Raw genomic sequence first — 19,712 nt, 5'->3', positions numbered from 1 at the left:
CCTTACGGGGAGCAATTCAAATCAATCAGACACCTAACCGGGAGAGAAGGTATAAATTAGGTTTAGAGAGAAGTATTTATATGGTTAGGTATCTGATCCTTTGATATATTGCTATATCATGTTTCTTATTATGGTCTGATGAGATTAAACTAATGTTAAAGCGGTCAAGCTTTTTGCTAAATTTTCATCATTAATCAAAATTTATTTAACTGTTCCCAAGAAATACTTCTTCTTACCACGACGAACTAAGACATACTGCCCTTCGTAATCCGCTTCCGGGTCAACTTCAGCGTCAACATCTGTTACCTTGTCACCATTAATCCGAATGGCCCCGTTCGTGACGTCCTCACGAGCCTGACGCTTTGACTTTTCGATTCCCGCGTTCACCAAGAAATCGACAATGTTTTGCTTATCGGGCGCCACTTCAAAGCCGGGTACCCCTGAAAAGACATCCTTTATTTGTTGCACCGTTAATTCAGCAACATCCCCAGAGAACAAAGCCTTTGACAAAGTTTCTGCCTCTTCCACAGCTTCTTTTCCATGAACAAAGGCCGTCACTTCTTCAGCCAAACGCTTTTGTCCCAAACGAGCACCTGGATTTTCGGCTACTTCTTTTTCAAGCGTTTCGATTTCTTCCTTCGATAGGAAAGTAAAGTACTTTAGATACTTCACAACATCGGCATCTGCCTGGTTATACCAGAACTGGTAGAACGTGTAGGGTGAGGTCTTTTCAGCGTTCAACCAGATGGCGTTTCCTTCTGACTTACCAAACTTCTTTCCAGTCGAGTCCGTCATCAACGGAATCGTCAATCCAAACGCTGGCGCATCGTTTCCTTCAATTGTGTGGATCAAGTCCACACCTGAAGTGATATTTCCCCATTGGTCGGAACCTCCAATTTGAAGACGGACGTTTTCTTCTTGCCAAAGATGCAAAAAGTCGATGGCCTGCAAGATTTGATAAGTAAACTCCGTATATGAAATGCCTGTTTCCAAACGAGAAGCCACGACATCTTTTTTCAGCATGACATTAATGGAAAAAAGCTTTCCATAATCACGCAAGAAGGTTGGCAAAGACATCGTGTTTAACCAGTCGGCATTGTTAACAATCTTCGTTCCGTTTTGTCCGAACAGCTTAGTAACTTGAGCAGCAATTCCCTTTTCGTTTTCCTTTAACTGTTCTTCAGAAAGCAGCTTTCGCTCAGTTGTTGGGCGGGGGTCTCCAATCGATCCCGTGGCACCACCAACGATGATAACCGCCTTACCTCCAGCGTTTTGAAAACGCTTTAAGACCATGAACGGAATCAAATGACCTAGGTGCAGGGAATCCGCCGTTGGATCAGTCCCCACATAGGCACCAATCTGCCCTTCATTCATTTCCTGTAGCAATCCTTCTTCATCCGTTACCTGATTTAAGGCACCACGCCACTTTAAATCTTCAATAAAATTCATGATTTTCTCCTTACTCATCTTGTTTTCAATGATATAAAAAAGTCGCCCTAATCCATTCGAATTAGGGCGACTCCTGCCGCGGTACCACCTAAAATTACCCAACTGGGTCACTCAGACTGCCTTAACGCGGCGCAAACGTCATTTTGTTTTGTTGTGTACCCGAAGAGGTTAAGCCCAACTCACAGCAACCGTTGGTTCTCTTTTCCCCAGTGCCCCTTCGCTCTGCAACAAATGATAGGTTCATTATAGCAAGAATGCGCTTTTTTTGCACTTTTTACCTGTAAGAACCGGTCAGAACTTTGACATCATTCCCCGTCTTTTTTACAATAGAGAATGTGAATAAAAGAATAAAAGCGCTAACAAAGTGATCTATTCTTAACTTAAATTGATGAGAAACGTTGTTCTTTTTCCATTAACAACGGGGTGAAAAAACGATGAAAATTGCATTAATTGGCGCAGGGCCTCGTAATCTTTCGATCCTTGGCCGACTTCTTTTTACAATTAATAAAGCAGCGAAGGTTGAAATCGACTTATTCGACCCTAGTCCCATTGGTGGTCGGGTTTGGGATCCGTTCCTAACCAATAACCACACTTTTTTAATGAATACTTTTGCCAATCAAGTGACGTTATTCGATGATTATGAGCTTTATGATAACGATTCACCAATTGATCGACCAAATCTGCTTGACTGGGCACATACTAGAGCCTTTGACTACTTAAAGGAACATCCAGAATATCCTAAAGCATATGAAAACGAAGTGATTTCATTAATCTCCTCGAATACCTTTGCTTCCCGTGGTTTATTTGGCATATACGCTGCTTGGTACTTTGATGAACTATTAGCGGCTAAGCCCGAAAATATCACGATTCGCTTTCATCAAACAGAAATCATCAACATGACGAAGGGTCCCCGTCGCTTTAAACTATGGACCCGAAACAACTACATTGAAAAATACGACCGCGTGATCTTAGCGCCTGGTCATATCGACAATCAGTTAAACGAAAAACAAGAATCATTACGAAAATTCGCCGACAAAGTGGGTTTTGTCTACTATCCTGCCTCGCACCCCGCTGAAAACGACTTTGAAACAATTACTGGATCAGATACTGTTTTAATTGAAGGGTTGGGTCTTTCTTTCTTCGATGTTCTCCTATCCTTAACCGCAGGTAAAGGTGGTAGTTTCATCACGAACCGTAACGGATCTTTAACCTACCGTCCTTCTGGACGTGAGCCGGTGATTGTTGCCGGTTCCTTCAACGGTCTTCCCCCTCGATCAAAGGGCATTAACCAAAAGGAAGCTTCACAACTGTACGTTCCTCGCTTCTTTACACTAAAGCACTTAAAATCAATCGCCGCCATGAACCACGGCAAGATTCCTTTTAGTCAATTTATGTCACTTCTTAAGCAGGAAATGACTTATAAGTTTATCTACAATCAAGTCATGCAGTCTGATTTACCCTTCGATTCGACCAAGGCCAACATCTTACATGCGCTCGATAATCCACTTAGCTGGTCTTCTCTAAATGATCGTTTCAACTTAGATCTTGAAACTGAAATCGATTGGGATGGAAAAATCTTCCCAGCCATGAACTGGCAGGATACTGAAACTTTTAATAAAGAGCTCCTTACTCACATTGAAAACGATATTCAATCGGCTCAACTCGGTAACAACTGGTCGCCTTTGACCGGCGCTTATGATCTTCTACGAGACATGCGCGATATCGTTCGCACGCTCTATAATGAAAATTACTTCACCGAAGATGGCTACGAAAAGATGCTAACCCAGTTCCGCCAGTTCGATAATCAACTATCTGCTGGTCCTCCTCTAGTTCGAATGCGTCAATTACTCGCATTACTAAAAGCCGGAATCATTACCATTGCTGGTCCCGGATTTAAGACGGGTCACAACGAGCATTTCTTTGAAGCGAGTGACAAATTCGGTCAACATTTTCAGGGAACTGTTCTGATTGAAGCACGATTATCAACAATTGATTTTCGAATTGCTAAATCACCATTAATTCGTTCACTTGCAAGGCAAGGGTTAATTGAGCCAAATGATCGCTTTAAAAAAGAGAATGGTCAATTACTATTTGGAAACACGATTAAAATTGCCCCGAACACCTTCACCGTTTTGAATAAGAAAGACCAGGCAGTTGATGGCTTCTACATCTCTGGTATTCCATTGGAAGGAGAACGCTGGTTTAACACAGTTATTCCCCGTCCTTATGTCAATACCTTGATTTTCCAAGAGTCTCAGCGATTAGTCGATTCTCTTCTCGCTCGCTCACCTCAATTGCACCGGATACTAAAGAAAAAGGACTGAATTTTTCAGTCCTTTTTCTTTAGCCTTTTTTAAGAAATTCTTTTTTCATCTGATACACGTCATCCGTATCAAAATCTGAAATGCCGTGATGACCTCCTGGTAGCCAGTAAGTAACGGCCTGCTTTCCGGACATCTTCTCATATCTTTCGACCATCTCTTTACTTTGTAGTTCAGGAACAACCTGATCTGCCGATCCCGCCATCGCAAAAATTGGTGGCATGGCTTTTGTAAAATAGTTTGCTGGGTTTGCTTGGCTAACAGCAATTGGGTTATCAGTTACCTGATGGCCGGCCACTGCCATCCCTTCAAAGGAGTTAGCTTCGCCCGATTCTGAATATTTCTTTTGAACATGCAATCGCTTAAATTGTTCATCAAAAACATCAAACTCATAAGGGCCATAGGCAGCAATGACCTTTTGAATGCTTGGCATATCGACTAATGAATCATCTAAGCCCTTTTTACGTCCAACTTTAACCCCTGCTGTTACAGAAGCAACCGTCAATAACGCCAGTTGGGCTCCAGACGATTCGCCAGTTAGGTAAAAGCGCTGCGTATCTAAGCCGAATTCTTGCGCTCTTTTCTTTAGTTGAATGAGCACCGCACGCACCTCGGCAACTTGGTTCGGGAAAGAATAATTACGTTCTGAAATCAGCTCGTAGTTCATGGATGCTACGGCAAAACCATCTGCTGTTAATCGAAGATTGGGTTCAAGCTTTTCAGTAGACTTATCCCCCCTAACAAGCCCACCACCTTGTAAATCTAGAAGCAGCGGCTTTAATTTTTCTTTACCTTTTGGTAGATACAAATCATAGCGTTCCCATTTTTGTGGTCCATATTGCTGATTTCTCACTACTTCTTCAACTGAATCCGGCACTTTAGCAGCTTCGAATGATACTTCTTGGTCTTTAAATAGCATTTCCCCCTCCTTCAGTTCTCGTAAAAGAACCATTTAAAAATGTTTCACGTGAAACATTTTTAAAGAAAAAGCTAAGCACACGGGCTTAGCTTAAACTACTCTTTATATTCTTAACATCTTCTTAATTTTTGTCGTTTTTGCGGTTTCCCCAAAGGTAGACAACCAACAACATAATTGTAGCGAGGTTAGCCGCTAACAAGGCAATGTCCTTCGAGTTAAACACCCAAGTGACGATTGAAATGAATAACAACACAAGCGCTGCAATAGCCGTATAGACAGTAGTAACTTTCATGATTTCTCTCCTTATTTATCTTTCTTGATATCCTTCATTAGTTCAATCATTTCTTTCTGCAAGGCAATGTTTTCCTTGACCAAGGCATTGTTTTTCTTTTGCAAAGCCTGCATATCTAATGAATCTTGGTGCGGTTCATCGTAACCCCACTTCTCCTGTTCCGTACCAATCAACCAATTATTGATGAACTCAATAAAGTAGAACACGGCGAGCGCAATGGAGATTAACGTCAGCGAAGAAGTAAACAAATCAGACAAAGCAGATAGTGTTGAATCAAAATTCAACGGATGACCTGATCGAACAATCCAGCGCCATAATGCATAAAAGAAATGTGAAACGGTATTCACTAATTCTTTAACCGTTGAACCAAATGCATTACCAACAACAACAGAAATGACAAAGGTTAGTAGGTTCGGTGCAAAAATAAAGCGGCGGAAAGATACCATGCTTTCCGATGATTTTTTAAGCAGTCGGTCACGGGTATCTAAAAATTCCTTTTTTTCCCGAGGTTTAAACAACATGACGCCTCCTAAAATAATTTAGTTCCCTACCATTATACGTCAATTGTTCTTTAGAAAAAAGGAAAGCAGGTTAAATTAACAAAAAAAGGACGAAATATTCGTCCTTTTTATTTCTTTAAGAAACCGTAACGATGGAAAGCATAAGTTGCCGCCACCATTAAGACAATCATTATAACAATCGTTACCCACCATCCAGAGCTATGACTAGCAAAGGGTAAGTAATCGACGTTTTCGCCGTAAAAACCAGAAACAACTGTCGGAATCGTGAATACAATTGAATAAACAGTCAAGACTTTCATCGTCCAGTTCAAATCACGGTTTCCAAGTGTACCTGTAGCCTTCGTCACGGCGTTAATCACTTCCATCGCTAAACCAGCCATGTCACGCGCCTGTTCAACTTCGACTCGCACAGCATCGAGGAGATCCAAATCATCTTCGGTCGCATTAGTCTTATACGATCGCCGAATTTGGTTCAACATAATCAAATTATTGGCTAACGAATTCTGTAAATAAATCATTTGAATTTGCAGATGTAACAAATCATTCGTCTGCTTCGTTAGTTGCTTACGATTACCAAATTGTGCCTGAATAGCTCGTCGCTGTCGATTAATCTCAGTGATTTCTTCACCATACATGGTCATCAATGGATAAATCCCTGTAATTAAGAATTCAAAGACAGAGAGCTGTTCATCTTCCGGCCGCTTGCCATTGATGGAACCAGTCAGAATTTCCTTCTTAATGTAATCCGTTGGCCGATGCGCAAAGGTATAAAGGTTCCCCTTCACCAAAACAATTCCAACGGGTCGTGTTAACACGGGTTCTGGTTCGGCCGAAATGACGTCCAAAATGATGAGCGCTTCATCAGCATCCGAATCGAATTCCATCCGGACGGATTCATTTCGATCGTTCGCGTAGCCAAGCATCTGCTCAGTCAACCCGTGCTTTGAAAGCAGTTCATCACGATCTTCAGCTGACATATTGGTCACGTGATACCAGCAAAATTTCGGGGTCTGTTTTAACATTTCAATCATGGCGAACCACCTTTTTAAAATATCAAGGACAAGTAACCCTTAGCGCTTCTTCGAACGCTTGGCCTTCCGCATCTTACGAGCCTTTGCCTTTTCTTTGGCACGGGCTTCTTCACGTTCCTTCTTCATTTTGAATGGGTTTTGCAAGATGAAAGTCTGAATCATCTGGAAGAGATTTCCAACTACCCAATAGAGGGAAACAGCAGCTGGCACGGCCAGTGACGTAAAGAAGATAATGAATGGGAAGATGAACGGCATCACCTTCGTCATGGTGTTTTGTTGAGGACTAGCCTGCGTGGACAACCATGATGATCCGAAGGTAAAGAGCGCCGCTAAAACGGGCAAAATGAAATATGGGTCTTGATTCCCCAAGTTCAACCAAAGGAACGAACCCGACCGCAAAACTGAAGAATTATGAATTCCTTGATAAAGGGCAATCAAAACAGGCATCTGAACAAGCAGTGGCAACATGGAGGCAAATGGTGAAACACCATGTTTCTTATAAAGAGCTTGCTGTTCTTGGGCTAATAGAGTACGCGTCTCGGTATCACGGCCAGCGTACTTTTCTTGAAGAACCTTCAATTGTGGCTGAAGAACCTGCATTTTCTTCATTGAATCAATTTGATAGACCATCAACGGCAGGATGAAGAAACGGATGAGAATGGTGAACAACACAATTCCCAACCCATAAGATGTCCCAAACCATGAAGAAACACCAAGAATGGAACGGATAAAGAAGGCAACAAAGCCCCCCCAAATTCCTGAACCAGGAACATGACCGGTGTACGACAGGTCGGCTGCAACAATCCCAACAATGGCCAGGGCCGCTAGCAAGAGCGGAAGGAAACCAATTGTCTTAACCCACTTATTAATTCTAACCATGTTTTTCATCCTTTAATAATTTTGCCAATCCCAAGACGTGCACGAGTTGCTTTTTGATAAAAGCCTGTGAAGCCCCGGCAATGTTTGGTCGTGCAATCACTAATATATCGCTTTGCTGGTCTAACAAGGGCTTTAATTCCAACATCGTCTGCCGAATCCGCCGTTTAACGTGCACGCGATCATGCGCCTTTCCAATCTTTTTTCCGACTGAAAGACCTAAACGAAAATGTTTTTGATCCTTCTTTTGCAAACGATACACCACAAAGTATTTATTGGCTACTGAGTGATGGTGATCAAAAACCTTTTGAAATTCCTCTGGCTTTTTAATACGAAATGACTTACGCATACTGTCCACCTAAACTGTTATGTACGCAGGTTCCCCTGCATGAATCAATGAAAATAAAAAGGCCACTGCAAGCAGCGACCTGTTTAGGCAGATAATACCTTGCGGCCCTTCGCGCGGCGGCGAGCCAAAACCTTACGACCGTTGCTCGTTAACATACGCTTACGGAAACCGTGTACGCGTGCGCGATGACGCTTCTTTGGTTGGAATGTACGCTTCATTAGGATTTACCTCCATTAACTATTTGTCTGCAAAATTCTTTGCAATTCGAGATTAATCATACCATGGATACCCTACCCTGACAAGCATGGAAAGGCTTTTACCTCAAAATCGACTATATATATAGAAAAAACTTATCCACAAATTTATCAAAAGGAAATCAAAGGGACTTGAATAAAGCAGCTAATAAAACAAGTTACCCAGCACTTTTACACAAGTTATCCACTTATCCACAGGTTGTTGGTGCCAATCTGGGGATAACGTGGATTATTCGACAAGATCTTGACTTAATAGGCCTTATCCTGTGGATAACTCTGTTCACTTGTGGATAAAGCGAATTTTTGTTCCCTTTGCTTTCCACATTCACTTTTTTTATTTCCCACAACCGGGGATTTTTTCAATTCGACTTTCATTTCTGTGGATAACTAGGCTAGTCACTTTTTTTTTGCTATACTGATTTTAGTTTCATCATTTCATTTTTACGTTTTTACTGGAGATTTCAATGGCTGATACCCTCTCCCCAAATAAACTTTGGGATAAGCTCAATTTAAAACTGTATCAAGATCTCGGTCCACTTAGCTTTGATGCCTTTGTCGCACCCTTAAAGCCAATTGGCATTGAAGATAAGCGCTTCCTTTTAGCGGTGCCAGAAGAATTCGCTGACAAGATTATCGATCAATGGAATCAAGAAATTTCCATGAAATTCGTTGAATTTGTTAGTAACGAGACCGGAACCTTCATAAGACCTGAATTCCAACGTTCGGCAGTAACCCAAACACAATTAGCCGACGGTCCTCAGACTTCACTAACGACCCCTGCCCCTAGCGAAGAACATATTCCCTTTTCACAGGATGCCGGTTTAAACCCCGACTTTACCTTCGAAAAATTCGTCATGGGTTCTGGAAACGAGAACGCCAGAGCCATTGCGCTGGCAGTTGCGGAAGGCCCCGGTAAAGTCTATAATCCCTACCTGATTTACGGTGGCGTTGGTTTGGGAAAGACCCACCTGATGCAAGCAATTGGAAACCACTACGCAAAAACCAACCCAAACGCTCGCATCAAGTACGCCACGGCTGAAGATTTCTTGAACGACTTTACCAACTCCCTAAGGAAGGGAAACGAGACAAACGCAACTGCCCTTTTCAAAAAAACATACCGTTCGTTGGACATGCTACTGGTCGATGATATTCAGTTCTGGGCTGGCAAACCTCAGGTGCAGGAAGAGTTCTTTAACACCTTCAATGCCCTGACCAAAGCCAACAAACAAATTGTCATGACGTCAGATCGTTACCCGAACGATATTCCTGATTTACAAGACCGTCTAAAGTCCCGTTTTGAACAAGGAATTACCTCAGACATCCAAAAGCCCGATGTCCAAACAAAAGTTGGTATTCTGCGAAACATGCAGGAAAAAAACGAACTCGATATTCCAAACGACGTTCTCCAATTAATCGGTGAATCAATTGACGGCAATGTCCGAACGCTAGAAGGCGCCTTTCACAGCTTTGAAGCGAAAATCCGTTTTCAAAATAAGCCCGCAACGATTGAAACAGCCAAGATTATTCTGGAAGAGATCAATGCCAATAAAAAACCAGTGATTACTGTGGAGCGCATCCAAGAGGTTGTGGCGGTTTACTTTATGCAAACGGTTGACGACATGAAATCGAGTCGTCGGCAGTCTGACATTGTGGGTGCCAGACACGTGGCCATCTACCTTACTAGGACCATGACAGACATGTCGTTACCACAAATCGGGAAGGCGTTTGGCAATCGTGATCATTCTTCAATCTCCCATGCTTTCACGAAAATTGAAGAACAGATTGAAAAAGATACCCGTATGAAAGAAATGGTGCAATCACTGGCCGAAGAGATCAGCAATGGCCAATAACCCTGTGGATAACTCATTAAATTTCGTCTGAGTTTTTCACGGACTTTTCCACAGGCTAAAGCCTCTGTTTCCGGGCTTTGTTCCCTAATCCCCGGAACCCACAGCCCTTATTACTATTACTAGTTATTTATTACCCTATTTATTTATTAAACGCACCTGCCACAAAGGAGGCTATGTGCCATGAAATTTACGATTAACCGTCAAGCATTTATCAAGGCCTTGAATGATGTTTCTCGAGCCATTTCATCAAAGACAACCATTCCAATCTTAACGAACTTAAAACTAGATTTAGAAGAAGATCAACTCGTCTTAACTGGTTCAAATGCTGATATCTCCATTCAAATTTCATTAGCAGCCGATGACACGGCAAATGAACTAGTCATTGAGTCAACTGGTGGCATCACGCTTCCGGCGACTTTCTTTATTAACATCGTTAAGCACCTACCAGCAACGAATATGACCCTTTCAATCGAAGGGCTACAGGCACTCATTACTTCAGGATCGGCATCCTTTAAAATTAACGGACAACCTAGTTCGGCTTACCCAAAGCTACCTGAGCTATCAGAGAGCAAATCATTAAAACTATCAGCAGCTCAATTAATTGAATTAATTGCCCAAACAAAGATTTCGGCTTCCACTCAGGAAAGTCGTCCAATTTTAACGGGAATTCACCTTTCCCTATCAGGTAACCAAATGAAGGCGGTCACGACCGATTCACACCGACTTTCACAGCGGATTATTACCCTTGTCGGGGCTGAAAACATCGATGATGCCTCCGTTATTATTCCAGCTAAGGCCTTTAATGAGTTACAGTCCTTGCTTGAAGGTCACAACGTCGTTGAAGTGAAGCTATCGGCCAACCAGGCTGTCTTTATCTTTGGCCGAACGACTTTCTATTCGCGACTCTTGGAGGGAAACTACCCTGAAACCGACCGGTTGATTCCGTCTGAAGCCAACACGGAAATTGAGATCGATGCTGGTGTCCTATCTGGGGCCATTGACCGTGCTTCACTCCTCTCACACGAATCGCGAAATAACGTGGTTCTGCTGACGATTAAAGACCAACAGGCAGAAATCTCTGGTAACTCCCAAGAAGTTGGTCAGGTGAAAGAGACGCTTTCGGCAGACAAAATTGCTGGGGATGATTTGGAAATTTCCTTTAACCCTGATTACGTTCGTGACGCTTTGCGTGTGCTTCAAGGGAAGACCGTTGAGTTGAAGTTCACCACGAACCTACGCCCCTTCATCATTATTCCTGAAGGTGAAACGGATAATAAGCAACTCCAGTTGATTACGCCCGTCCGGACGTTTTAATTTAAAATTGTAAAAGAATCATGATACCTAGCTGGTATTGTGGTTCTTTTTTGCTAGGAAAGCGGCAAACGGCTTTTGTCTTTCTTTGGGAAAAGTCACTCAAAGAAGAGAAATTGCTTAAATCAAGCGTTTAGAGGGAAATAGCGATAAGTATGGTATAATAACGGGGTAAGTCTGTTAGGAATTAGGGGTGGCTCATGGCCGAACGATTGGCAATTACAACCGAGTACATTACGCTTCAGCAATTGCTGAAAATCACCAACATTATTCACTCTGGGGGTCAGGCCAAGGGTTACTTGGCTGAGCAACGGGTGTTGTTGAATGGCGAAGAAGAACAGCGTCGGGGAAAGAAACTCTATCCCGGTGACTTGATTGAAACGGCTGGGCAGGCTTTTACCATTGACCGTGAGTCAGCGGAAGAGTTGGCCGAGCGTGAAGAGAAAGCAGCTATTTTGGCCCGTTTTCAAAAGCAGCAGGCCAAGTCGGCAAAGGCCAAAGAAAAGGCCATGACAAAGGCTGCTCGTTCTAAGAGGTTGGAGCAAAAGAAACCCTCTCAGAAAAGACCAACGGGACCTTCTTCGTGGAACTAAGCGAATTAACGCTCAGTCACTTTCGTAACTACGATGAGGCGCACCTGACTTTTCAACCAGGGGTCAACGTTTTTCTGGGACAAAATGCTCAGGGAAAGACTAACTTGTTGGAAAGCATTTATGCCTTGGCTTTGGCTCGTTCCCACCGTACAAAGGTTGATAAGGACCTTATTCAGTGGGGCCAGGATCAAGCACGGGTAGCAGGGATTATCGTGAGTCGCTTTGGGAAAACGCCGCTTTCACTGACTTGGTCGAAAAAAGGAAAGCAGGCCCGGGTGAATCATCTGGACCAGTCTCGCCTATCAAGCTATATTGGCCAATTAAACGTCATTCTCTTTGCTCCAGAAGACTTGGACTTGGTCAAAGGCGCTCCCGCCGTCCGCAGACGCTTTATTGATATTGAGTTTGGGCAGATGAACCGAACTTATTTACAGTTGTCGGCGCAATATCGCAAAGTGCTCCGGGACCGGAATGCCTATTTAAAGGCCTGGTCCTTCGGCGGAAAGAAAGATGCTGTCTTTCTTTCGGTATTGACGGAGCAATTGATTGAACTTGCTAGCAAGCTCATTCTTTTGAAGAAACGTTTCTTAACGGAATTAGAACAGGCTGCTGCGCGTATTCATCGTCAGGTGGCGAATCAACAAGAAGAACTTGTTATCCAGTACAAAACGGCGGTGAACGTCCAGGAAATTTCGGATGAAGAGACGCTGAAACAGGCACTGACGCTTGCTTTTGAAAAGCATGCCGATCGTGAAAAAAAACAAGGAACGACACTGGTTGGTCCCCATCGCGATGACTTTGTCATTGAAGTGAATGGGGTGGACGTGTCAAATTTCGGTTCACAGGGTCAACAACGCACGGCGGCACTGGCGCTAAAACTAGGTGAGATTGATTTGATGCACGAAGAGACCGGAGAATATCCGATTTTGCTGCTCGATGATGTCCTGTCCGAACTGGATGCTTCGAGACAAACCCACTTATTGATGACAATCGAAGATAAGGTGCAAACCTTTATTACCGCTCCCTCCCTTTCCGAAGTTGCTCGGTCGTTGATCAAAGAACCTAAAATCTTTTTGGTCAAGGACGGAACAATTCAGGTGGAAGAATCAAAGGAGCAAGAGGAGAATCATGGCTGAAGAAGAAAAAAATGAGATGGAAACCGTATCCGTTTCCGCCGAGGATATCGAAAACGCCAGTAAGATGACTACTGATGCGGACGACTATAATGCCGACCAGATTCAAGTCTTAGAAGGGCTTGAAGCGGTTCGTAAGCGTCCTGGTATGTACATCGGAACCACCACTGCACAAGGACTTCACCACCTCGTTTGGGAAATTGTGGATAACGGAATTGATGAAGCCCTTGCTGGTTTTGCAAGCCATATCACGGTTACGATTGAAAAGGATAATTCCATTACCGTAACGGATGATGGTCGTGGTATCCCGGTTGATATCCAAAGTAAGACTGGAAAACCAGCATTGGAGACGGTCTTTACCATTTTGCATGCTGGTGGAAAGTTTGGCGGTGGCGGATACAAGGTTTCGGGTGGACTTCACGGTGTTGGAGCTTCGGTCGTAAACGCCCTCTCGACTTCACTTGATGTTCAAGTTGTTCGTGACGGTCAGCTTTACTACATGGACTTTCAAACGGGTCGTGTAAAGACTGGCATGACAAAAAAGTCTGGTCCGCTTCCAATTGAACGAGGCACAATCGTTCACTTTAAGCCCGATCCTGATATCTTCCAGGAAACAACAATTTTCAATTACCAAACGCTCCTTTCACGTGTCCGAGAACTGGCCTTCTTGAACAAGGGACTGCGGATTTCCATCACGGATAACCGTCCGGATGAACCAGTATCTGAATCCTTCCACTTTGAAGGTGGAATCAAGGAGTACGTTTCTTACTTGGACGAAGGAAAGCAGGTCCTCTTTGACCAACCCGTCTACGTCGAAGGAGAAGAGAACGGCATTGTCGTGGAAGTTGCTCTTCAGTACACGACGGAAATCAAAGAAAACCTCAAGACTTTTACAAACAACATCAACACTTACGAAGGTGGAACACACGAAACCGGCTTTAAGACCGCGTTGACGCGTGTTATTAACGATTATGCCCGTAAGCAAAAGATGATTAAAGAAAACGGTGAGTCATTGACTGGAGAAGACGTCCGGGAAGGAATGACGGCCATCGTGTCGATTAAGCACCCGGATCCCCAATTTGAGGGGCAGACCAAGACGAAGCTTGGTAATTCAGACGCTCGTCAAGCGGTTGACCGCATGTTTTCCGAAACGTTTTCACGCTTTATGCTGGAAAACCCAACGGTTGCCAAGCAAATCGTTGAAAAGGGAACGCTTGCTCAAAAGGCCCGGCTCTCCGCTAAACGTGCGCGTGAAATGACCCGCCGTCAGTCTGGCCTTGAAATTTCAAACTTGCCAGGTAAGTTGGCCGACAATACGTCAAAGGATCCAGAAATTTCTGAATTGTTCATTGTCGAGGGTGACTCAGCCGGTGGTTCGGCTAAGCAGGGTCGTAATCGTTTGACACAGGCTATTTTGCCTATTCGTGGAAAGATTTTGAACGTTGGGAAAGCTTCGTTGGACCGTGTCTTGGCTAACGAAGAGATTCGTTCCCTCTTCACTGCACTTGGGGCTGGTTTTGGGGATGACTTTAACGTTGAAAAAGCCAATTACCATAAAATCATCATTATGACCGATGCTGATGTTGATGGTGCTCACATTCGAACACTGTTACTGACGCTTTTCTACCGCTACATGCGGCCAATGATTGATGCTGGTTTCATTTACATTGCGCAACCGCCTTTGTATGGTGTGACAATTGGAAACGCGAAGCACATGACCTATTTGGATACGGATGAAGAATTGGCCGATTACCTAGCCCAATTGCCATCGAACGCCAAGCCAAAGGTTCAGCGTTACAAGGGTCTTGGTGAAATGGATTACGACCAGTTGGCCGATACGACCATGGACCCAGCAAACCGTCGTTTGTTGCGGGTAGATCCAGCCGATGCGGAAGAAGCGGATGCCGTCATCGATATGCTGATGGGTGGCGATGTGCCACCACGTCGTCAATTCATCGAGGACAACGCGGTCTACGTACAAGACCTTGATATTTAAGCCACTGCTTGATTCGGAGTAAGAAATGCCAGAAGAACAAGATAGTCGTATTAAAAATACCCACCTCGCGCAGCAGATGAAGACCTCCTTCCTCTCCTACGCGATGTCGGTCATCGTCGCCCGTGCTCTGCCGGACGTTCGTGATGGAATGAAGCCCGTTCACCGTCGAATTCTCTATTCGATGATTGAGCAGGGAAACACGCCTGATAAACCACACAAAAAGTCAGCTCGTATCGTCGGTGATGTCATGGGTAAGTATCACCCCCACGGGGATTCTGCCATCTATGAATCCATGGTGCGAATGGCTCAGGACTTTTCCTACCGGTATCTTTTGGTTGATGGACACGGAAACTTTGGGTCTGTCGATGGCGATTCAGCCGCTGCCATGCGTTATACCGAGGCTCGCTTGTCGAAGGTTGCCATGGAAATGGTTCGTGACCTGAACAAGGACACGGTTGACTTCGTGCCTAACTATGATGGCGAAGAACGTGAACCCGATGTTTTGCCAGCCCGTATTCCAAACCTACTCGTGAACGGGGCAACGGGAATCGCCGTTGGAATGACCACAAACATCCCAACGCACAACTTGGGTGAAGTCATTTCGGCTTTGCACATTTTGATGAAAAACCCCGCAGCGACAACCGCCGACTTGATGGAAGCTTTGCCTGGTCCTGACTTTCCAACTGGTGGAATTGTGATGGGGAAGGCGGGTATTCGAAAGGCTTACGAAACTGGTCGTGGAACCATTACCATCCGTGCCAAAGTCGATATCGAACAAACCAAGACTGGTCGCGAACAGATCATCGTGACCGAATTGCCATATGCGGTCAACAAGGCGCGTTTGATTGAGCGGATTTCAGAATTGGTTCGTGACAAAAAGATTGATGGGATTACCGCCATCCGTGATGAATCAGATCGTGACGGACTCCGTATTTCCATTGATGTTCGTCGTGATTCTTCTGCTTCGGTTATTCTTAATAACCTTTACAAGCAGACGTTGCTGCAAACCGGTTTCTCATTTAACATGCTGGCCATTAGCCATGGTGCACCAAAGACACTTTCCTTGAAAGAAATTCTGGAAGCCTACTTGGAGCACCAACGTTCGGTTGTTCGTCGACGGACACAGTTCGACTTGAAGAAAGCCGAAGCACGGGCTCACATACTGGAAGGTTTGCGGATTGCCCTTGATCATATTGATGAGATTATTCATATCATCCGGTCATCAAAGACTTCGGATGAAGCCAAGGGACGTTTGATTGATGGTTATGACTTGTCGGACAAGCAATCCCAAGCAATCTTGGATATGCGTTTGGTTCGCTTAACCGGACTGGAACGCGATAAGATTGAGGACGAATATCAGAAGTTAGTCGCCTTAATTGCTGACTTGAAGGACATTTTGGCTCACCAAGAGCGCATTGATCAGGTCATCTACGATGAACTGCTCGAAATCCAAAACCGGTTCGGGGATGCCCGTCGTACCGAATTACAGGTTGGGGATGTAACCAGTATTGAAGATGAAGATTTGATTGAAGAAGAGGATGTCATTGTAACGTTGACTCACAATGGTTACATTAAGCGTGTGGCGGCATCCGAATTCAAGGCACAAAACCGTGGTGGTCGTGGTGTTCAAGGAATGAATCTGAATGATGAAGACTTCGTGGCACAACTGGCCAATTTGTCGACGCATGATTCGCTCTTCTTCTTTACCAATAAGGGAAAAGTCTATCGAATGAAGGGTTATGAAATCCCTGAATACGGTCGTTCAGCGAAGGGAATCCCTGTGATTAACTTGCTGAACTTCGATCAAGACGAAGCCATCCAAAGCTTGTTAACGGTTCACGGTAGTCCTGCCGAAAGTGAAGACAATCTCTTCTTTGTTACTCGTAAGGGTGTCGTTAAGCGAACGAAGGTGCAGGACTTTGCTAACATTCGGACTTCCGGATTGAAGGCGTTGACACTGCGCGAGGACGATGAAATTCTAAAGGTTTTGGAAACGAATGGTGAGCAAAACATCATCATTGCTACCCATAATGGCTATTCCGTCACCTTTGCTGAAGAAGCCGTTCGTTTGATGGGTCGTTCGGCTGCTGGTGTTCGTGGTATCAACCTTCGCGAAGGCGATGAAGTGGTTGGTGCGGATATTCTGGTGCCAGACAGCAAGGTGCTCATCATTACTGAAAAGGGTTATGGTAAGCAAACCGCTGCAGCCGAATATCCGGTTAAGGGCCGTGGCGGTAAAGGAATTAAAACGGCAACCATTACGGAGAAGAACGGACCATTGGCCGGAATGGTCACGGTTGATGGCGATGAAGACATCATGGTTACCACAAACCTTGGTGTGATGATTCGATTCTCAATTGCTGATGTTTCAACAACTGGTCGTTCAACTCAGGGTGTTCGTTTAATTCGTTTGGAAGATGATTCCAAGGTTGCTACTTTTACAAAGTTGGAACCCATGGCTGATGAAGCGGATGTAGAAGAAGCATCCCAAGATAACTAATTAGCACAAAGCTAGCGAATGCAAGCGCTAAAAAGCCGGTCGATAAAATATCGACCGGCTTTTTTTAGTTCTTTTGTAAGGATGCAGATGTGCTCGGGTTTTCAGATGGCCAACGAAGAATTTCTCTTAGCCGACCAGCGTAATGGCGCGAAACGGGAATGCGGTCACCAGTTATTAGTAATAACATGTGTTCGTCTGCATGATAAGCATGCAAAAAGGCAACATTAATCATAAATGACGAGTGAACGCGGTAAAGATTCTTATGACATGATTCAATTTCACGCATGGAAGCACGAATCCGTGAAACATGGTTCTCCTCATGGATGAATAAGTGATGACTGCCACTGTCGGTTGTTAGGTAGATGATTTTGTTTAAATCAAACAAACGACTATTAGCACCATCCGGTAGCCGAATGGGGATGGGGCGAGACTCATGCATTTGACGAAGGTTTTGTTCGGCACGGGAAATCGCCCGAAGTAATCGGGCAAAAAAGGATGTACTGAAATCACGCTTAATGATAAAGTCAAGAAGACCGATTTGCGCTTCAAAACATTTTTCGGCAAGAGTGGCCCGTTCAGCAATCATAATTAGCTGGCTATCTGGATCATGTTGCCGAATAATTTTAGCAGTTTGTAAGCCGGCTTCATCAAAGGAACGAATTGAGGAGTCCAAGATAATAATCTGTCCATGATTGGTTCGACCCAGTGCATGGAGGAGTGAATTAGGTGTTTCAAAGAAGAGCGAATCGACAAGTACCTTTTGAAGGTAGCGTCGATCTTTTGCTTTGTCGGTTAAAATGTAGCAAGGCATGGCTATCTCCTTTTCTATAAAAAGAATCTTTCTAATAACATTATACGAAATCATGACGAAAAAAGTGATGACTAATTTAAAAAAATAAATTTTAAAATCGAAAAGTAAAAAATATAAAATAAAATAGCTCAAAAAGTCTAATAAAATTTGGCCAAATGGGAAGTCATCAAAAATCTAATAAAAAAATCAAAAAAAGCATTGACCAAGAGGAAGAAAGTCAGTATACTAATTATTGTTCCTTGCGAGGGACAAGCGCTTCGGCAAAGGTCGAAGGGCAAGAAAACTCAATAAAAAGTAGTTGACAAAAGAAATGATGCCTGCTATGATATATGAGTTGCCCAAACGGGTTAGCACATTGAAAACTGAACAAAACTTTGAACAAACAAATCTGTAACGCGATTTAGCTTTGACAGCTAAATCGAACAAATTTGCGAAGTCAATTCGTAACAAACAATAAACGGATAGGCGTTATCGAGAGATAGCAACTAGTCAGTTTAATCGAAGAGCAATCTTCAAACTTTTAACATGAGAGTTTGATCCTGGCTCAGGATGAACGCTGGCGGCGTGCCTAATACATGCAAGTCGTACGAACAGCGGAAAGTGCTTGCACTTTCCAAGTAAGTGGCGAACGGGTGAGTAACACGTGAATAACCTACCTCAAAGTCTGGGATAACCATTGGAAACAGTGACTAATACCGGATAAAACCCAAGTGCACATGCACTAAGGTTAAAAGCTGCGTTTGCAGCGCTTTAAGATGGATTCGCGGTGCATTAGTTAGTTGGTGAGGTAAAGGCTCACCAAGACGATGATGCATAGCCGAGTTGAGAGACTGACCGGCCACATTGGGACTGAGACACGGCCCAAACTCCTACGGGAGGCTGCAGTAGGGAATCTTCCACAATGGGCGCAAGCCTGATGGAGCAACGCCGCGTGTGTGATGAAGGCTTTCGGGTCGTAAAGCACTGTTGTATGGGAAGAACGGGTTTAAGAGGAAATGCTTAGACAGTGACGGTACCATACCAGAAAGGGACGGCTAAATACGTGCCAGCAGCCGCGGTAATACGTATGTCCCGAGCGTTATCCGGATTTATTGGGCGTAAAGCGAGCGCAGACGGTTGCTTAAGTCTGAAGTGAAAGCCCACAGCTCAACTGTGGAATGGCTTTGGAAACTGGGCAACTTGAGTGCAGTAGAGGTAAGTGGAACTCCATGTGTAGCGGTGGAATGCGTAGATATATGGAAGAACACCAGTGGCGAAGGCGGCTTACTGGACTGCAACTGACGTTGAGGCTCGAAAGTGTGGGTAGCAAACAGGATTAGATACCCTGGTAGTCCACACCGTAAACGATGGATACTAGTTGTTAGAGGGTTTCCGCCCTTTAGTGACGAAGCAAACGCATTAAGTATCCCGCCTGGGGAGTACGACCGCAAGGTTGAAACTCAAAGGAATTGACGGGGACCCGCACAAGCGGTGGAGCATGTGGTTTAATTCGAAGCAACGCGAAGA

At 44.2% G+C, this 19,712-nt stretch carries 16 protein-coding genes and 1 rRNA gene (1 of these 17 cut by a window edge); 8 read left to right on the top strand and 9 right to left on the bottom strand.

Translation table 11 applies throughout. From position 1 onward, the window contains the following. Positions 1–201: 201 nt before the first annotated feature. On the bottom strand, positions 202–1,449 hold the full coding sequence (gene tyrS, locus ACSYSL_RS05215) for a tyrosine--tRNA ligase (RefSeq protein ID WP_491708507.1): 1,248 nt from the start codon (positions 1,447–1,449) through the stop codon (positions 202–204). Between the two features lie 434 nt (positions 1,450–1,883). On the opposite strand from tyrS, the gene ACSYSL_RS05210 reads away from it, so the two are divergent. Next, a complete protein-coding gene (locus ACSYSL_RS05210) occupies positions 1,884–3,773 on the top strand; it encodes an FAD/NAD(P)-binding protein (protein WP_491708506.1) in 1,890 nt (629 codons plus the stop codon). Between the two features lie 19 nt (positions 3,774–3,792). Here ACSYSL_RS05210 and ACSYSL_RS05205 read toward each other — a convergent pair whose 3' ends face one another. From ACSYSL_RS05205 to rpmH, 7 genes are all read right to left on the bottom strand, one after another. Further along, positions 3,793–4,689: an alpha/beta hydrolase fold domain-containing protein gene (locus ACSYSL_RS05205; protein ID WP_491708505.1), complete on the bottom strand. Its 897-nt coding sequence runs from the start codon at positions 4,687–4,689 to the stop codon at positions 3,793–3,795. A 121-nt stretch (positions 4,690–4,810) separates the two neighbouring features. After that, a complete protein-coding gene (locus ACSYSL_RS05200) occupies positions 4,811–4,981 on the bottom strand; it encodes a hypothetical protein (protein WP_010691366.1) in 171 nt (56 codons plus the stop codon). A gap of 11 nt (positions 4,982–4,992) precedes the next feature. Further along, positions 4,993–5,502 (bottom strand): MscL family protein, encoded by a 510-nt coding sequence (locus ACSYSL_RS05195; RefSeq protein ID WP_187753622.1) that lies wholly within the window; start codon positions 5,500–5,502, stop codon positions 4,993–4,995. Between the two features lie 107 nt (positions 5,503–5,609). Next, positions 5,610–6,533 (bottom strand): magnesium transporter CorA family protein, encoded by a 924-nt coding sequence (locus ACSYSL_RS05190; protein WP_010691363.1) that lies wholly within the window; start codon positions 6,531–6,533, stop codon positions 5,610–5,612. 39 nt (positions 6,534–6,572) lie between these two features. Further along, positions 6,573–7,412 (bottom strand): membrane protein insertase YidC, encoded by an 840-nt coding sequence (locus ACSYSL_RS05185; RefSeq protein ID WP_491708504.1) that lies wholly within the window; start codon positions 7,410–7,412, stop codon positions 6,573–6,575. Then, positions 7,405–7,758 (bottom strand): ribonuclease P protein component, encoded by a 354-nt coding sequence (rnpA, locus tag ACSYSL_RS05180; RefSeq protein WP_010691360.1) that lies wholly within the window; start codon positions 7,756–7,758, stop codon positions 7,405–7,407. The genes ACSYSL_RS05185 and rnpA overlap by 8 nt, the downstream gene beginning before the upstream one ends. A gap of 83 nt (positions 7,759–7,841) precedes the next feature. Then, entirely contained in the window at positions 7,842–7,982 is a 141-nt protein-coding gene (gene rpmH, locus ACSYSL_RS05175; protein WP_213793221.1) for a 50S ribosomal protein L34, read from the bottom strand. Between the two features lie 494 nt (positions 7,983–8,476). Here rpmH and dnaA point away from each other — a divergent pair, with 494 nt between their 5' ends. The 6 genes from dnaA to gyrA all read left to right on the top strand — a co-directional run bounded on the left by dnaA (position 8,477) and on the right by gyrA (position 17,395). After that, positions 8,477–9,862, top strand: coding sequence for a chromosomal replication initiator protein DnaA (dnaA, locus tag ACSYSL_RS05170; protein WP_491708503.1), 1,386 nt, complete (start codon positions 8,477–8,479; stop codon positions 9,860–9,862). Positions 9,863–10,042: 180 nt separating this feature from the next. Continuing rightward, a complete protein-coding gene (gene dnaN, locus ACSYSL_RS05165; RefSeq protein ID WP_010691355.1) occupies positions 10,043–11,176 on the top strand; it encodes a DNA polymerase III subunit beta in 1,134 nt (377 codons plus the stop codon). A 197-nt stretch (positions 11,177–11,373) separates the two neighbouring features. Continuing rightward, positions 11,374–11,766 (top strand): S4 domain-containing protein YaaA, encoded by a 393-nt coding sequence (gene yaaA / locus ACSYSL_RS05160; RefSeq protein ID WP_491708502.1) that lies wholly within the window; start codon positions 11,374–11,376, stop codon positions 11,764–11,766. Then, positions 11,757–12,902 (top strand): DNA replication/repair protein RecF, encoded by a 1,146-nt coding sequence (gene recF, locus ACSYSL_RS05155; RefSeq protein ID WP_187753625.1) that lies wholly within the window; start codon positions 11,757–11,759, stop codon positions 12,900–12,902. Before yaaA ends, recF begins: the two co-directional genes overlap by 10 nt. Before the next feature lie 16 nt (positions 12,903–12,918). Then, positions 12,919–14,895, top strand: a complete 1,977-nt coding sequence (gene gyrB, locus ACSYSL_RS05150; protein ID WP_420889348.1) for a DNA topoisomerase (ATP-hydrolyzing) subunit B — start codon at positions 12,919–12,921, stop codon at positions 14,893–14,895. A gap of 25 nt (positions 14,896–14,920) precedes the next feature. After that, positions 14,921–17,395, top strand: a complete 2,475-nt coding sequence (gene gyrA, locus ACSYSL_RS05145; protein ID WP_010691348.1) for a DNA gyrase subunit A — start codon at positions 14,921–14,923, stop codon at positions 17,393–17,395. A gap of 64 nt (positions 17,396–17,459) precedes the next feature. On the opposite strand, the gene ACSYSL_RS05140 is transcribed toward gyrA, so the two are convergent. Further along, complete coding sequence (locus tag ACSYSL_RS05140; protein WP_491708501.1) at positions 17,460–18,206, bottom strand: LytR/AlgR family response regulator transcription factor; 747 nt, start codon at positions 18,204–18,206, stop codon at positions 17,460–17,462. 521 nt (positions 18,207–18,727) lie between these two features. Here ACSYSL_RS05140 and ACSYSL_RS05135 point away from each other — a divergent pair. Next, positions 18,728–19,712, top strand: a 16S ribosomal RNA gene (locus ACSYSL_RS05135) (it continues 565 nt past the right edge of the window).

The sequence above is a fragment of the Fructobacillus sp. ESL1129 genome, from assembly GCF_058507945.1.
Note: the sequence above shows the minus strand (reverse complement) of the source record. Positions and strands in the feature narration are given on the sequence as shown.